The following is a 15,048-nucleotide window of genomic DNA, read 5'->3' on the forward strand; positions in this document are numbered from 1 at the left end:
GGACTCCCGGCGAAACCACCCGAGTCCGCTGTGTCCGAAGAGTCCGCCGTTTCTCTACTTCCGGATGACGGAAAGCGGCATACTTCCGAATCCATGCTCATCCGCCGCCTCCCCCCTGAAACGGTCAACCGCATCGCCGCCGGCGAGGTGGTCGAACGCCCGGCCAGCGCCATCAAGGAGCTGGTCGAGAACGCGCTCGACGCCGGCGCCACGCGCATCGAGGTCCAGGCCGACGGCGGCGGCCTGACCCGCATCCTGATCGCCGACGACGGGCACGGCATGGCGGCCGACCAGCTGGCCCTGGCGGTCGAACGCCACGCCACCTCAAAGCTCGAGCCCGACGACGCCGGCGACGTCGACCTGCTGCGCATCCACACCCTCGGCTTCCGCGGCGAGGCCCTGCCCTCGATCGGTTCGGTGGCGCGGCTGACTATCACCAGCCGCCCGCGAGAGGGCGGCGACGCCCATCAGATCACCGTCGAGGGCGGCGACCAGCGACCCGTCGCCCCCGCCGGCTTTCCCGGCCCCCACGGCGCCCGCGTCGAGGTCCGCGACCTGTTCTACGCCACCCCCGCCCGCCTCAAATTCATGAAGTCCGAGCGGTCCGAGGCGATGGCCATCTCGGAAGAGATCAAGCGTCAGGCCATGGCCCATGAAGGCGTCGCCTTCACCCTCGACCTCGATGGCAGGACGACCCTGCGCCTGCCCGCCGAACACCCCGGCGACGCCGGCCGGCTGAAGCGCCTCGCCGCCCTGCTCGGTCGCGACTTCGAGGCCAACGCCCTGCTGATCGACCAGTCTCGGGACAACGTCCGCCTCACCGGCTACGCGGGCCTGCCGACCTACAGCCGCGGCAACGCCGGCCACCAGTATCTGTTCGTCAACGGCCGCCCCGTGAAGGACCGCCTGCTGCAAGGCGCCCTGCGCGGCGCCTACGCCGACTTCCTCGCCCGCGACCGCCATCCGGCGGCGGTGCTGTTCCTCGAGATCGACCCGCTCTACGTCGACGTCAACGTCCACCCGGCCAAGGCCGAGGTGCGCTTCCGCGATCCGGCGCTGGTGCGGGGCCTGATCGTCGGCGCCCTGCGCCACGCCTTGGCCGCCGCCGGCCACCGCGCCTCGACCACGGTCGCCGCCGACGCCCTGGCCGGCTTCCGGCCCCATGCCGGGGTCGGCTCCGGCCCCGCCTGGAGCCCCTCCGCCCCCTCCGCCCAAGGCTGGAGCGGCTGGCAGGGCTGGGCCGCCCCGGCCGGCGCGAACGCCCAGATCATCCCCGGCCTGAACGAGCGTTCGGCGCGCGTTGAAGCGGCGCCGGGCGATCATGGTCAATCATTGATTCACCATGAATCCCGCGGTGCCGTCGACCCGCTCGACTTCCCGCTGGGGGCCGCCAGAGCCCAGCTGCACGGCACCTATATCGTCGCCCAGACCCGCGACGGCCTCGTCGTCGTCGACCAGCACGCGGCCCACGAACGCCTCGTCTATGAGCGGATGAAGGTGCAGATGGCGCGCGGCTCGGTGACGCGTCAGGCCCTGCTGACCCCCGAAGTGGTCGAGCTCGATCCCGCCGAGGCCGAACGCGTCTCGGCCCGCGTCGACGAGCTCGCCGAACTCGGCCTGATCGTCGAGCCGTTCGGCGTCGGGGCGGTGCTGGTGCGCGAGACCCCCGCCCTGCTGGGCGACACGGACGTCCAGGGCCTGATCCGCGACATCGCCGACGACCTCGCTGAACACGGCGCCGCCCTGGCGCTCAGCGAGCGGCTGGGCGCGGTCTGCGGCACCATGGCCTGCCACGGCTCGGTCCGCGCCGGCCGCGTCCTCTCGGCCCCCGAGATGAACGCCCTGCTGCGCGAGATGGAGGCCACGCCCCACTCCGGCCAGTGCAACCATGGCCGCCCGACCTATGTCGAACTCAAGCTGGCCGACCTCGAAAAGCTGTTCGGGCGGCGCTGATGTCGGTCCTGTTCGTCTGCCTCGGCAACATCTGTCGCTCGCCCCTCGCCGAGGGCGCGCTGCGGGCGGAGGCGGCCCGGCTCGGGCTCGAGCTGATCGTGGACTCGGCGGGCACCGGCGACTGGCATGCGGGCGAGCCGCCCGATGAACGCGCGCAGAGGACAGCCCTCCGCCACGGCGTCGACATCTCCGGCCTGCGCGCCCGTCAGGTCCGCGCCTCCGACTTCCGGCGTTTCCGGCATGTCATCGCCCTCGACCACGACAACCTGTCCCATCTCCGGAAACTGGCGCCGCCCGACGCGACCGCCGAGCTCAGCCTGCTGCTTGACCATGTCGAGGGCCGCGAGGGCCAGCCGGTGGCCGATCCCTGGTTCGGAGACGAAGCCGGCTTTGAAATCACCTGGGCCGAGGTGACCGCCGCCGCCCGCGCCCTGGCGGCCCGGCTTCACCCCGCCTGAGGCGTGGCCCTGAGAAACAGCACGGAGGCGGCGCCGTAGTCGCGCTTGTCCAGCCGCTCATAGCCGGGCGTGGCGATCTCGGCCTCGTCCGAGCCGCGCTCGAACACCACGACCGCGCCGGGCTTGAGCCAGTTGCCGTTCAGCAGCCGGGCCAGCGTCTGCTCCCCCAGCCCCTTGCGATAGGGCGGGTCGAGGAAGGCCAGGTCGAAAGCCTCGCCGTCCGAGCCGGGGCGGACGCCCAGGTCCGTCGCGCTGCGCCGGTGCACCCGGGTGCGGCCCATCAGGCGCAAGGCGTCGGCGTTCTCGCGGATAGCCCCCCGGGCGTCCTCATCGGTCTCGACGAACAGGGCGAAGGCCGCGCCCCGGCTGATGGCTTCAAAGCCCAGGGCGCCCGAGCCGGCGTAGAGGTCCATGACCCGCATGCCCTCGAGCGGCTCGGCCCAAGCGGCGTGTTCCAGCACATTGAAGATGGCCTGACGCGCGCGATCCGAGGTCGGGCGCGTGCCCTCCCCCTCCGGCGCGACGATGGATCGGCCCTTCAGCGTTCCCGCGACGATCCGCACGGATCAGCCCTTCGAGCGGGGACCGCGCGGGCTGCCGCGCCCGCCGGCGGGGCCGGCGCCGGGGCGGGGACTGCCTGGCTTCGAAAAGCCGCCCGGACGCGATCCGCCGGGCTTGCCCGCGAACGGCGGCTTGCCGTCGGGCTTGCGGTCGAAGGGGCGCTTGTCGCCGGGGCGGTCGTCGGAGCGGGCCGCCGGACGGGCGCCGGTGCGGGCGTCGCCGCGCGGCCGGTCGATGAACTGGTCCTCACGCGGCTTGAAGACCCGCTTGGGCCGCTCGCCCGCCGCCTCAGCGCCCTCGGGCCGGGCCCGCGGCGTGAACGACTTCTTCGGATGCTCGAACTTCGGCCCCGCCTTGGCCCAGCCGGCCTTTTTCGGCGGACGGGCGGCGCGTTCGGCGGCGGCGTCAGCGGCGGCTCCGGCGGCGCGGGTGCGGCTGGGCTTGCGCGACGGATCCGACATGGCCGAGCCCGAGGCGCCCTTGACGATCGGGGCCGAGGTGCGGCGGCCCGGGATCGGCGCCGGCGTGGCGACCGTATTGCCCTGGGGCAGGTTCTCGGGCCGGATATGCTGGGCCAGCATCTCGCGGATCACACGGGGGCCGACCTCCTCGACCGACCCCGTCGGCAGGGTGCCGAGCTGGAACGGGCCATAGGCCAGGCGGATCAGCCGGTTCACCGTCAGGCCGAGGTGTTCGAGAACCTTGCGGACCTCGCGATTCTTGCCCTCGGTGATGGAGACGCTGATCCACAGGTTGGCGGGAGCATTGCCCTCGCTCTCCTTGGCCTTGTCCAGGGTGGCCTCGATCGGACCGTAGCGGATGCCGTCGACGGTGACGCCGTCCTTGAGCGAGTCGAGTTGCAACTGGCTGACGCGCCCCCGGGCCCGGGCCCGGTACTGGCGCACCAGCTCGGTCGTCGGCAGCTCCAGGGCGCGGCTCAACTCGCCGTCATTGGTCAACAGCAGCAGGCCCTCGGTGTTCAGATCGAGACGACCGACCGAGATCACGCGCGGCAGGCCGCTGGGCAGGGCGTCGAACACCGTCGGCCGCCCCTGCGGGTCGTTGTGCGAGGTCATCAGGCCGGCGGGCTTGTTGTAGCGCCAGACGCGGGTGGCCTGGGCCGAGCCGATCGGCTTGCCGTCGACGGTGATGACATCGTCGCGCGTGACCAGCACGGCGGGCGTGTCGAGGATCTTGCCGTTCACGGCCACCTTGCCGAGGCCGATCAGCCGTTCGACCTCGCGGCGCGAGGCGATGCCCGCGCGGGCCATGGCCTTGGCGATCCGCTCGCTGCGCTTGGGCGCCTCATCCGCCTTCGGACCCGGCTTTCCGTCCTTCGAGAATGGCTTGCCGCCCGGCTTGCCGAAGGATTTGCCGCCCTTGGGCGGTCCGCGATCGTCGCCGCCCTCGGCGCGCTTGACGTAAGGTTTGCGGGGACCGTCGCGGCTGTCGTCTTGACGCGGGCGCGGCTTCTTGTCGTTGTCTCGGGGATGGCTGGCCATGATGAGCGGTTCATGCACATGGCCTTGGCGTGTGCGCAAGCGGCGGCGGACGCGGGAGAGACTCCCGTGGGCTGCGTGATCGTCGATGAATCCACCGGCGAAGTGGTCTCCGAGGGTCGAAACGGCCCCATCGGCGCGCATGATCCGACCGCCCACGCAGAGATCGTCGCGATGCGTGCGGCCGCCGCGAAGCTGGGAAATTATCGCCTGACGGACCTGACTCTCTACGTGACGCTGGAGCCCTGCGCCATGTGCGCCGGGGCCATCAGCCACGCCCGCATCGGCCGGGTGGTCTGGGGCGCCGACGATCCCAAGGGGGGCGCCGTGGCGCATGGACCGCGCTTCTTCGAACAGCCGACCTGCCACTGGAAACCCGCCGTCGAGGGCGGGGTGCTGGCCGCGGAGGGCGGCGACCTGTTACGGAGTTTCTTCCGCGCCCGGCGCAAAGGAACGGCGGCGCCCGACGCACGTTAGTCCGCCGGGCCCTACGGCTCCGCTTGTTCGAGAGTCCGCATGAAGCCCCTGGCCGTCCTCGCCGTCGCCTGTCTCGCCCTGACCGCCTGCGGCCAGAAACCGAAGGACGCGCCGACCGACGGGGACGCCGTCCGCGAACGGGCCCAGCAGGCCCAGACCGCACGCCGTCGCACGGGAGCCGAGGCCCAGGACCGGGCCCTTAATCGCGTCATCCGCACCGTCTATCTGTGCAACAACAGCGAGCGCCTGTCGGTCGACTTCGACAATCCGCGCCAGATGGCGACGGTCCGCAACTCCAGCGGCGAGGCGGTCGACCTGTTCCAGGAGCGGGCCGAGGACGGCATCTGGTATCGTGCCTCGGGCTATGAGCTGCGCGGCAGGGGCGTCATGGCGACCTGGACATCCGACGGCCGCGAGCCCACCGACTGCCGGGCGGTCGACTAGCCAAACGAAGCCAGCCGTGTGTCGAGGCGCGCCCTGATCCCCGGCCAGTCGTCATCGAGAATGGCGAACTGGGCCGTGTCGCGGATACGGCCCTTCCAGGTGATCTTGTGCTTGCGCAGCACGCCCTCGTCGCGCGCCCCCAGTTTGCGGATGGCGGCCTGGCTGGTGGGGTTTATGGCGTCGGTGATGATTTCCACACGCACCGCGCCGGCGTCGAAGGCGTGACCGAGCAGGAGGCGCTTGCACGACGGGTTGACCGGTCCGCCCCGGACCTCCGGCCGATAGAAGGTCGAGCCGATCTCGCAGCGACGATAGTCCGGTTTGATCTCATAGAGGCTGGTTGTGCCCACGATCGCGCCGTCAGAGGCGCGGCGGACGGCCCAGGCGATGCGCGTCCCCTGCTCCATCGCGGTCAGGGCGCCCAGCCACCAGCCGTCGAAATGCGCGCCATAGGCGGCGCCCACCATGATGTCCCAGGATGCGGCGTCGCAATCCAGCGCCGCGCGAACCTCGACCTCCAGGCCCGGGCTGAAGGGTTCGAGCCGGACGAACCGGTTCTCCAGCGAAACGACCGCCAGCGTCATGCGAGGGGGCTTCAAGCGGCGCCCTCGGCCTTCAGAAAGGCCATCACGGCGGCGCGGTCCACCGCCTTGTCGACGAAGGCGTCGCCGATGGCCCGGGCCAGGATCAGGGTGAGCCCTCCGCCCTCGGCCTTCTTGTCGCCGGCCATGCGCGCGAGGAGCCGGTCGGCGCGGAAGACGCCCGCATGCTCCAGCCGCGTGGGCAGTCCGGCGGCGTCGATAACGGCTTCGACCCGTCGGGCATCGGCGTCGGAGGCCCGGCCAAGGGCGGCGGACAGGCGGAAGGCCATGGCGCAACCCAGGGCCACCGCTTCTCCGTGGGTCAGCACGTACTCGTCAAAGCCCAGCTCGGCCTCGATCGCATGGCCGAAGGTATGGCCGAGGTTCAGCAGGGCGCGGCGGCCCGCCTCTTTTTCGTCCTCGCCGACGATGGCGCTCTTGATCTCGACCGAACGGACGACGGCCCTGGTCAGGGCGGCAGGATCGCCCTTGGCACCGACGGCCCCCTCGCCCGCCAGCCAGTCGAAAAAGTCTGCATCGCAGATCAGGCCGTGTTTCAGCACCTCGGCCCAGCCCGAGCGCAACTGACGGTCCGGCAGGGTGGCCAGCAGGTCGATGTCGGCCACCACCATGCGCGGCTGGTGGAAGGCCCCGACCAGATTCTTGCCGCGAGGCGTGTCGATGGCCGTCTTGCCGCCCACGGAGGAGTCGACCTGGGCCAGCAGTGTGGTCGGCGCCTGGACGACGTCGATGCCGCGCATGTACAGGGCCGCAGCCAGACCCGCGAGGTCGCCCACGACGCCGCCGCCCAGGGCGATGATCAGGTCGCGCCGGTCCAGGCCAAACGCCAGCAGGCGATCGATGACCCGCTCCAGCTCGGCGAACGACTTGGAATTCTCGCCTGGCGGAATGGTCAGCAGCCGGCCGCGGATGCCCGCCGCCCGCAGCGAGGCCAAGGCGGCGGGACCGTGCAGACCGGCCACGGTCTCGTCCGTGATGATCACCGTCCGGCCCCGGACCAAAGGCGCGACGCGGGTCCCCAGTTCGGCCAGCAGACCCCGGCCGACGACCACGTCATAGGGTTCGAACCGGCCGCCGCTGACGGGAACGATGACGGTCATGCCGCCCGCTCCGCCGCGAAGGCGTCCAGCGCTTGGACGATGGCTTCCACCGCCTCGGCGTGGGCGCCGGTGGCGACGTCAACGGTCAGGTCGGCCAGGCCGTAGTAGGGATAGCGGACCTCGGCCATGGCCGTCAGCGTCTCGAGGGGATCGCGGCCGCGGAGCAGGGGGCGGGTGTCGCGGCGCTGGACGCGTTCGGCCACGGTCTCCAGGTCGGCCCGCATCCAGACGGTGACGGCGCGGGCGTGCAGGGCCTCGCGGGTTTCCGCGTTCAGGATGGCGCCGCCGCCGGTCGCCAGCACCATGCGCGGGCCGTGCAGCAGCCGCTTCATCACCCGCGCCTCCCCCGCCCGGAACTCGGCCTCGCCCAGCCGGGCGAAGATGTCGGAAACAGTCATGCCCGCCGCGGCCTCGATCTCCACATCGCCGTCGGCGAACGGCAGACCCAGTCGTTTGGCCAGGCGCCGACCCACCGTCGATTTACCCACGCCCATCAGCCCGACCAGAGCTATGGTGCGTTCATGGACGGGAATCGCCACGTCATGGCTCACGCGCGGCCTCGCGGGAGGTGGCGGCTCGGCGACGGAAGGGGCGTGGGGAGGCACGGCATGACAGGCTCATCCTCTACACCAAGCGCCGCGATCAGGAAGCGCCGCGACGCATGAGCACGCCCCAGATCGAAGCCTTTCTGGAGATGATGGCCGTCGAACGCGACGCCTCGCCCCATACCCTTTCCGCCTACGGCCGCGATCTGGCCGACGCCGAGGCGAGCGTTGAGGGCGGGCTGATGAAGGGCGACGAGGCGGGGGTCGAAGGCTGGTACGCCGGGCTGGCGCGCCAAGGCCTGTCGCCGGCCACCCAGGCCCGGCGGCGGTCGGCGGTGCGCCAATTCTACCGGTTCGCATTGGGCGAAGGCTGGCGCAGCGACGATCCTTCGCGGCGACTGGATGCTCCGAAACAGGGCCGCAGCCTGCCCCGGACCCTGTCGGGCGAGGAGATCCAGCGATTGCTCGCCGCGTCGGCGCACGAGGGCGCCGCCGGCTTGCGGCTCGTGGCCTTGGTCGAGCTGGCCTATGCGTCGGGTCTTCGGGTGTCCGAACTGCTGGGCCTGAGGCTGGAGGCGGTGCGCCGCGATCCGGCCTGGCTGATCGTCCGCGGCAAGGGCGGCAAGGAGCGCCTGGCCCCTCTGAACACGTCGGCGCGCGAGGCCGTGAAAGCCTGGCTGATCGCCCGCGACGCCGCACGGCCGGACAAGGCCCCCGACAGCCCGTGGCTGTTCCCGTCCTCCTCGGCGAAGGGCCATCTGACCCCGCGCAGGTTCGCCCAGCTGCTGGACCAGGCCGCCATTGATGCCGGGATCGACCCGGCCCGTGTCAGCCCGCACGTCCTGCGCCACGCCTTCGCCACCCACCTGCTGGACGGCGGGGCCGACCTGCGCGTGGTCCAGACGCTGCTGGGCCATGCGGACATCGCCACCACCCAGATCTACACTCATGTCGCCACCGACCGGCTGGCGCAGGTGGTGCGCTCCAAGCACCCCTTGGCGCGTGAGGACTAGCAGCGCATATTCCCGACCATGAGCCAGTCATTCTACGTCAAGGCGATCTGGGACCCGGAGGCTGAGGTCTGGTGCAGCGAGTCCGATATCCCGGGCCTGGTGCTGGAGACCACGACCTTGGCCGAGTTTGAGTCGCTGGCACGTCATTTCGCGCCGGAACTGCTGGCCGAGAACCTGGGCATTCATGGCCCGGTGCCGATCCGATTTGAAGCTGCCGGCGGCTTCGATGTCGTTGCCGCCTGAGGCTCCCTTGTCGAAATGACCCTCAGGATACCGGGTGCATTGTTGAACTCCGGTCGTGACGTGACGCTCGTCCATCGATTTTGAACGAGCTGGATATGCCAAAGGACTTCTATTCCGAACTCACTGCCCTCCTGCTCGCTGCCGGTTGGCGGCGGGTGGCCAACGCCAAGGGCAGTCACGAAAAGTGGCGGCATCCGGATCAAGCTCATGCCGTCATTGTCGCTCGCTCGAAAAGCCGCCACACCGCCAATGAAACGCTCAAACAAGCCGGCCTGCCCAAGGCCTTCTGAACCGTCGCTTGCTCCCCGGCGTTGACCTGACTAGGTTCCGCCGCCTTCCGATGCGCCGCATGGCGCGCCTGTTCCGGACGCCTTATGGCCGTGCACTACCTCGAGTTCGAAAAGCCGATCGCCGATCTGGAGGCCAAGATCGAGGAGCTGAATCTGCTCTCCTCGACCTCCGGGTCCTTCGACGCCGAGGTGGACGGCCTGCGCCAGAAGGCCGAGCAGCTGCGCCGGAAGACCTACGCCGGCCTCGACCCATGGATGAAGACCCAGGTCGCGCGCCATCCGCAGCGTCCGCATTTTGTCGACTATGTCGAGGGCCTGTTCACCGACTTTGTCGAACTGAAGGGCGACCGCCAATTCGGCGACGACCAGGCCATCCTGGGCGGCCTGGCTCGCTTCCGCGGCGAGCCGGTCGTGCTGATGGGCCACGAGAAGGGCTATGACACCCAGACGCGGGTGGTGCACAATTTCGGCATGGCGCGGCCGGAAGGCTATCGCAAGGCCGTTCGCCTGATGGACCTGGCGGAACAGTACGGCCTGCCGGTGCTGACCTTTGTCGACACCGCCGGCGCCTATCCGGGCCTGGGCGCCGAGGAGCGCGGCCAGGCCGAGGCGATCGCGCGGTCGACCGAGCGTTGCCTGACCCTGGGCGTTCCCTCGATCGCGACCATCACCGGCGAAGGCGGCTCGGGCGGGGCGATCGCCATCGCCGCGGCCGGCCGCGTGCTGATGCTGGAGCATTCGATCTATTCGGTGATTTCGCCCGAAGGCGCGGCGGGCATCCTGTGGCGCGACGGGGCAAGGGCCCGCGACGCGGCCATGGCCATGAAGATCACGGCGCCCGATCTGCTGGAACTCAGGATCATCGACCGGATCATCCCGGAACCGGTTGGCGGAGCCCATGCCAACCGCGAGGCGGCGATCGCCACCGTCGGCGAGGTGTTGGCCGAGGAACTGAAAGCCCTGTCCGGCATGACCCCGGATCAGCTGCGCAAGGCGCGCGCCGACCGCTTCTACGCCATTGGCCGCGCAAGCTGAGCGTTAACCAGTCGTTCTACTCTGGCGTGCCATTCGTCACAGCCTGGTAAGCGATTGGTTCGCGTGCTGTTTGCGGGGTCCGTATGGGTGGCGTCGGAGAGTCCCTTCGTGAAAGCGCGGTCATTAACCTGACCTCGGCGACGACGATGGTCGTCGACGATTCGGCCTTCGGACTCGATCTGACGTGCCAGGCCCTGAGGGGGTTCGGCATCCGGACCAGCTACACCTGCCAGAGCGCCGCGGAGGCCATGGAAATCCTGGTCGATCACCCCATCGACCTGCTGGTGGTCGACTGCGAGATGCCCAGCGTCGACGGTTACGAACTGGTGCGCTGGCTGCGGCGTTCGACCAAGACCAACGCCCTCGCGCCCGTCATCATGACCGCCGCCCACATGCGCCGCTCCAAGATCACGGAGGCTCGCGATTGCGGAGCGAATTTCGTGGTCACCAAACCGTTCAGCGCCTCGACCCTGCTTGAACGAATCGTCTGGGTGGCCCGCGATACACGCCCGTTCCTCGAGGTCGGGGACTATTTCGGCCCGGACCGCCGCATTCGCGACGAGAGCCCGCCCTCGGACGAACGGCGCGCCGCGGTGATCCGCAAGGCGGCGTTTGAGGCAGACCAGGCCGCGCGGGCGGCCGCAACAACCGACGCGCAATGACAGTCATCACCCACGCCCGGCTCCGGTCCAACCTCTCGAAGATGATCGACTCGCCCGGCGGCGTCAGCGTCGGCGCGGCGCTGTCCCAGGCGCGCGCCAACATCGAGGCCAGGCGCGCCGAGGCGATGGCCATGGTCGAGGTCCAGATCGCGGCCCTTGAGGCCGTGGCTCCCCCGGCCAGCCTCGAGGACCAGGTCTTCCGCCTGAACGAGGCCTATCGCGCGGCCAACGCCGTCATCGACGCGGCCAGTCCGTTCGAGCTGCTGGACCTGTGCAGCGCGGCCAGCGGCCTGTGCGACCTGATCGACGGCGCGCCGACCGACCGGACCTTCGACTGGCGCATCGTCACCGTCCATGCCCGCTCTTTGCGCCTGCTGCAGACCCTGCCGCTGGAAGAGACTGCGGCGCGGGCCACGGTGCTGGACAGCCTGAAGATGGTCTCTGACCGCAAGCTGCCGCCCAAGGCCACCTAGGCCGGCGTACGCTCGGTCCTGGCGCCGCGCGTCTGCTTGCGCCACAGCGCCGCATATTCCCCGCCCTGACGCGCCACCAGTTCGTGATGCGCGCCCCGCTCGACGATCCGGCCTGCCTTGAGCACCAGGATCTGGTCGGCGTCGGCGATGGTCGACAGCCGGTGCGCCACGACCAGGGTGGTTCGGCCGGTGCGGGCCCGGCGCAGGGTCTTCTGGATCGCGGCCTCGGTTCGGCTGTCCAGCGCGCTGGTCGCCTCGTCGAGAATGAGGACGCAGGGGTCGGCCAGCAGGGCGCGGGCGATGCCGACGCGCTGGCGCTCGCCGCCCGACAGTTTCAGGCCGCGCTCGCCCACCCTTGTGTCCATGCCGTCGGGCAGCTCGCGGATGAAGTTGGACAGCTCGGCCGCCTCGGCCGCGGCCCAGATCGCCGCCTCGTCGGCGTCGGGCCGGGCGAAGCCGATGTTGGCGCGGATGGTGTCGTTGAACAGGGCCACGTCCTGCGGCACCAGGGCCACGGCCGCCCGCAGGGATTCCTGGGTCACCTGACGGGCGTCCAGCCCCTCGATCAGCACCCTGCCCTCCTGGGGATCCAGCAGCCGCAACGCCAGTTTGACGATGGTCGATTTTCCCGAGCCCGAGGGGCCGACAAGAGCCGTCGTCGTGCCCGGCGGTGCGAGGAAGCTGACATCCTCCAGACCATTGGCCCGGGCGTCGTGGCGGAAACCGACCCGTTCGAAGGCCAGCGACGCGCCCCTGGCGTCCAGCGGACGCGGCAGGGGGACGGCGGCGGGGGCGTCGGCGACCTGCGGCGTCTGTCGCGTCACCTTCAGCATCTCCTCCATGTCGATGAAGGACTGGCGGACTTCCCGATAGGCGAAACCGAGGATGTTCAGCGGCGCATAGAGGGAGATCATGATGAGCACGGCGGCGGTGACATCGCCGGGACCCATGCGACCGGCGGCGGCTTCGAAGCCCGCCATGACGGCCATGACGCCGAGGCCGACGTTCATGATCACCGCCTGCATGACGTTGAGCAGGGCCAGCGAACTGTTGGCCTTCAGGGCGGCGCGCGTGTAGTCGCCCAGGGCGTTGTCATAGGTCCGGGCCGCGCGCGCCTCGGCCCCGAACGACTTGACGGTCTCGTAGTTCAGCAGGGCGTCGACCGAGACCCCGGCGGCCTCGGTGTCGGCCGCGTTCATCTCGCGCCGATGCTCCAGTCGCCAGTTGGACAGGGCGAAGGTCGAGGCGGCGTAGACGGCGACCACGCCCACGGCCACCGCGCCGAAGCGCCAGTCGTATTTGCCGGCCAGGACGCCGGCGGCCAGCACCAGCTCGACGCCGGTCGGCACGAGGTTGAAGGCGAGGATGCGCATCAGGAAGTCGACCGAGCGCGCGCCCCGGTCCATGGTCCGCGACAGCGAGCCCGAGCGCTTGGTCTGGTGGAAGTCCAGCGACAGGCTGAGGGCATGGGCGAAGGTCTCGGTCGCGGCCGTGCGCTGGGCCGCCGAGCGGACCGGGGCGAAGACGACGTCGGCGGCGTTCGGCGCGATGGCGGACAGCAGGCGCACGAAGGCCCAGCCCAGGGCGAAGGCGGCGAAGCCCAGACCCACGGCGACGCCCGCCCCCTGACCCGCCGCCAGATGATTGACCGCCGCGCCCAGCACCAGCGGCGCCAGCACGCCCAGGGCCTTGCCGCCCAGCGTCATGGCGATGGCCGCGACCAGACGCAGATGAAGCTGCGGGGCGTTGGAGCGGCCGACGAGTCTTATCAGGTCGCCGAGCGCCCGCCATGTCGGGGGGCCGTCCGCAGGAGGAACGACCCCGACCTGCCCCGCCTTCGCTACTGAATCACCCCGTCGTCCCGACCGTTCACCGTGCATCGCCATGGCGGACATATGGACCGCGAGAGCCGCTGCGCAAAGAGCGCCATGACCGCAGCAGGGCCGGCTGCATGAACCGCAAAGGGCGAACGGCGGAACACGCCGTCACGGCTATCCCCGCCGACCCCCGTGTTTCGCATACTCCAGCCGGGCCACGGTGCGATTGTGGACCTCGTCGGGGCCGTCGGCGATGCGCAGGGTGCGGACCATGGCGTACATCTCGGCCAGGGGAGTGTCGGCCGAGACGCCGGCGCCGCCGAAGGCCTGGATGGCGTCGTCGATGACCTGCAGCGCCATGCGCGGGGCCGCGACCTTGATCTGGGCGATCTCGGACTTGGCGTTTTTCGCCCCCGCCTCGTCCATCATCCACGCCGCCTTGAGCACCAGCAGGCGGCACATCTCGATATTGGTGCGGGCCTCGCCGACGCGCTGTTCCCAGACCGAATGCTCGGCCAGGGTCTTGCGGAAGGCGGTGCGCGACAGCAGGCGCTGGACCATCAGCTCCAGCGACCGTTCGGCGATGCCGATGACGCGCATGCAGTGGTGGATGCGGCCGGGCCCGAGACGGCCCTGGGCGATCTCGAAGCCCCTGCCCTCGCCCGCGATCAGGTTCTCGACCGGGACGCGGACGTTCTCCAGCACCACCTCGGCGTGGCCGATCGGAGCCTCGTCATAGCCGAACACCGACAGCATCCGCTCGACGCGGAAGCCGGGCGTGTCGACGGGGACGATGATCTGGGACTGCTGGGTGTGGACCGAGGCGTCGGGGTCGGTCTTGCCCATGACGATGGTCACCGCGACGTTCGGGTGGGCCATGTTGGTCGACCACCATTTGCGGCCGTTGATGACATAGTGGTCGCCGTCGCGCTCGATCCGGGTCTGGATGTTGGTGGCGTCCGAAGAGGCGACCTCGGGCTCTGTCATCAGGAAGGCCGAGCGGATTTCGCCGGCCATCAGGGGCTTGAGCCATTTGGCCTGCTGCTCCTCATTCCCGTACATATGGAGCACTTCCATATTGCCGGTGTCGGGGGCGTTGCAGTTGAACGCCTCGGCCGACCACAGATGGCGACCCATCAGCTCGGCCAGCGGCGCGTATTCGAGGTTGGTCAGGCCGGCCCCGTGATCGCCCGGCAGGAACATGTTCCACAGACCGGCCTCGCGCGCCTTCGCCTTCATCTCCTCCATGGCCGGCGGCTGGCGCCGGGGATCCGCTCGGACCTGGGCGCGGTACTCTTCCTCGCGCGGCAGGACGTGGTCGTCGAGGAAACGCTTCACCCGCTCCTGCCAGTGCAGGGCCCTGTCGCTGTGCCGGAAGTCCATGGGGAGGTCTCCTTCTCCCTCTCCTTCATGGGGAGGGACGATTGGCCAAGCCAATCGGGGTGGGGCTGTGTGAAGCATCCGCCGATGGAGACCGGGCTGAAGTTCCCCACCCTGTCGTCGCTTCGCGCCGACATCCCTCCCCATGAAGGGGAGGGAGAGGTCGTTGAAATCAGCGCTTCAGCAGCGGGGCCAGCTTCTGGGCGATCATCATGTCGCCGGCGATCTTCAGCTTGCCCTGCATGAAGGCCATCATCGGGTCCAGCTGGCCGCTGGACAGGGCCATGAAGTCGTCCCAGCCGATCGAGACGGTGGCGTCCGCGGGCTTGTCCTCATTGGTCACGGTGTTCGGAGACGAGGCCCCGTCGATGTAGATCTTGCCGACATCGCCCAGATCGATCTTCACGGTCTTGCCCAGACCGGAGTTGTCGCCCACGGCGCCGCGGATGTGTTCGGTGACTTGAGCCAGATCGGCCATGGGGCATCTCCCTGAAGG

At 70.0% G+C, this 15,048-nt stretch carries 18 protein-coding genes; 10 read left to right on the forward strand and 8 right to left on the reverse strand.

From position 1 onward, the window contains the following. The first annotated feature begins 93 nt into the window (after positions 1–93). Positions 94–1,953: a DNA mismatch repair endonuclease MutL gene (gene mutL / locus ASD59_RS13085; RefSeq protein ID WP_055832395.1), complete on the forward strand. Its 1,860-nt coding sequence runs from the start codon at positions 94–96 to the stop codon at positions 1,951–1,953. Next, complete coding sequence (locus ASD59_RS13090) at positions 1,953–2,411, forward strand: low molecular weight protein-tyrosine-phosphatase (RefSeq protein WP_055832398.1); 459 nt, start codon at positions 1,953–1,955, stop codon at positions 2,409–2,411. Before mutL ends, ASD59_RS13090 begins: the two co-directional genes overlap by 1 nt. On the opposite strand, the gene rsmD is transcribed toward ASD59_RS13090, so the two are convergent. Both rsmD and ASD59_RS13100 read right to left on the reverse strand, forming a co-directional pair. After that, positions 2,399–2,974, reverse strand: coding sequence for a 16S rRNA (guanine(966)-N(2))-methyltransferase RsmD (gene rsmD, locus ASD59_RS13095; protein WP_055832402.1), 576 nt, complete (start codon positions 2,972–2,974; stop codon positions 2,399–2,401). The two genes, ASD59_RS13090 and rsmD, sit on opposite strands and share 13 nt — an antisense overlap. Before the next feature lie 3 nt (positions 2,975–2,977). Next, positions 2,978–4,474 carry a pseudouridine synthase gene (locus ASD59_RS13100; protein ID WP_055832403.1) on the reverse strand — a complete coding sequence of 499 codons (1,497 nt, stop codon included), beginning with the start codon at positions 4,472–4,474 and terminating at the stop codon, positions 2,978–2,980. On the opposite strand from ASD59_RS13100, the gene tadA reads away from it, so the two are divergent. Both tadA and ASD59_RS13110 read left to right on the forward strand, forming a co-directional pair. Then, positions 4,463–4,948, forward strand: a complete 486-nt coding sequence (gene tadA / locus ASD59_RS13105) for a tRNA adenosine(34) deaminase TadA (RefSeq protein ID WP_156377038.1) — start codon at positions 4,463–4,465, stop codon at positions 4,946–4,948. The two genes, ASD59_RS13100 and tadA, sit on opposite strands and share 12 nt — an antisense overlap. A gap of 39 nt (positions 4,949–4,987) precedes the next feature. Next, the gene (locus ASD59_RS13110; protein WP_055832407.1) at positions 4,988–5,392 is read left to right on the forward strand and encodes an MliC family protein; all 405 of its coding nucleotides are present in this window, start codon (positions 4,988–4,990) and stop codon (positions 5,390–5,392) included. Here the strand turns inward: ASD59_RS13110 and ASD59_RS13115 are convergent. Genes ASD59_RS13115 through ASD59_RS13125 form a run of 3 tightly spaced genes read right to left on the reverse strand, consistent with a single transcriptional unit; the run spans position 5,389 to position 7,699 of the window. Continuing rightward, positions 5,389–5,976, reverse strand: coding sequence for a GNAT family N-acetyltransferase (locus tag ASD59_RS13115; RefSeq protein ID WP_055832410.1), 588 nt, complete (start codon positions 5,974–5,976; stop codon positions 5,389–5,391). The genes ASD59_RS13110 and ASD59_RS13115 overlap by 4 nt on opposite strands. Positions 5,977–5,987: 11 nt before the next feature. Then, positions 5,988–7,094: a 3-dehydroquinate synthase gene (gene aroB / locus ASD59_RS13120; RefSeq protein WP_055832412.1), complete on the reverse strand. Its 1,107-nt coding sequence runs from the start codon at positions 7,092–7,094 to the stop codon at positions 5,988–5,990. Then, positions 7,091–7,699: a shikimate kinase gene (locus ASD59_RS13125; RefSeq protein ID WP_055832414.1), complete on the reverse strand. Its 609-nt coding sequence runs from the start codon at positions 7,697–7,699 to the stop codon at positions 7,091–7,093. The genes aroB and ASD59_RS13125 overlap by 4 nt, the downstream gene beginning before the upstream one ends. 56 nt (positions 7,700–7,755) lie before the next feature. Between ASD59_RS13125 and ASD59_RS13130 the strand changes: the two genes are divergently transcribed. From ASD59_RS13130 to ASD59_RS13155, 6 genes are all read left to right on the forward strand, one after another. Continuing rightward, on the forward strand, positions 7,756–8,652 hold the full coding sequence (locus tag ASD59_RS13130; RefSeq protein ID WP_055832416.1) for a site-specific tyrosine recombinase XerD: 897 nt from the start codon (positions 7,756–7,758) through the stop codon (positions 8,650–8,652). 18 nt (positions 8,653–8,670) lie between these two features. Beyond that, positions 8,671–8,895, forward strand: a complete 225-nt coding sequence (locus ASD59_RS13135; RefSeq protein WP_055832418.1) for a DUF1902 domain-containing protein — start codon at positions 8,671–8,673, stop codon at positions 8,893–8,895. A gap of 95 nt (positions 8,896–8,990) precedes the next feature. Next, on the forward strand, positions 8,991–9,185 hold the full coding sequence (locus ASD59_RS13140; RefSeq protein WP_055832534.1) for a type II toxin-antitoxin system HicA family toxin: 195 nt from the start codon (positions 8,991–8,993) through the stop codon (positions 9,183–9,185). An 84-nt stretch (positions 9,186–9,269) separates the two neighbouring features. Then, complete coding sequence (locus tag ASD59_RS13145; RefSeq protein ID WP_055832423.1) at positions 9,270–10,220, forward strand: acetyl-CoA carboxylase carboxyltransferase subunit alpha; 951 nt, start codon at positions 9,270–9,272, stop codon at positions 10,218–10,220. Between the two features lie 146 nt (positions 10,221–10,366). After that, positions 10,367–10,882: a response regulator gene (locus tag ASD59_RS13150; RefSeq protein ID WP_235561827.1), complete on the forward strand. Its 516-nt coding sequence runs from the start codon at positions 10,367–10,369 to the stop codon at positions 10,880–10,882. After that, positions 10,879–11,355 carry a hypothetical protein gene (locus tag ASD59_RS13155; RefSeq protein WP_055832428.1) on the forward strand — a complete coding sequence of 159 codons (477 nt, stop codon included), beginning with the start codon at positions 10,879–10,881 and terminating at the stop codon, positions 11,353–11,355. Before ASD59_RS13150 ends, ASD59_RS13155 begins: the two co-directional genes overlap by 4 nt. Here the strand turns inward: ASD59_RS13155 and ASD59_RS13160 are convergent. The 3 genes from ASD59_RS13160 to ASD59_RS13170 all read right to left on the reverse strand — a co-directional run bounded on the left by ASD59_RS13160 (position 11,352) and on the right by ASD59_RS13170 (position 15,030). After that, entirely contained in the window at positions 11,352–13,235 is a 1,884-nt protein-coding gene (locus ASD59_RS13160; protein WP_055832536.1) for an ABCB family ABC transporter ATP-binding protein/permease, read from the reverse strand. The genes ASD59_RS13155 and ASD59_RS13160 overlap by 4 nt on opposite strands. A gap of 111 nt (positions 13,236–13,346) precedes the next feature. Next, on the reverse strand, positions 13,347–14,555 hold the full coding sequence (locus ASD59_RS13165) for an acyl-CoA dehydrogenase family protein (protein ID WP_055832429.1): 1,209 nt from the start codon (positions 14,553–14,555) through the stop codon (positions 13,347–13,349). A gap of 169 nt (positions 14,556–14,724) precedes the next feature. Continuing rightward, positions 14,725–15,030, reverse strand: coding sequence for an SCP2 sterol-binding domain-containing protein (locus ASD59_RS13170; protein ID WP_055832431.1), 306 nt, complete (start codon positions 15,028–15,030; stop codon positions 14,725–14,727). Positions 15,031–15,048: the final 18 nt, after the last annotated feature.

Source organism: Brevundimonas sp. Root608 (assembly GCF_001427825.1).
Taxonomy (GTDB): Bacteria; Pseudomonadota; Alphaproteobacteria; order Caulobacterales; family Caulobacteraceae; genus Brevundimonas.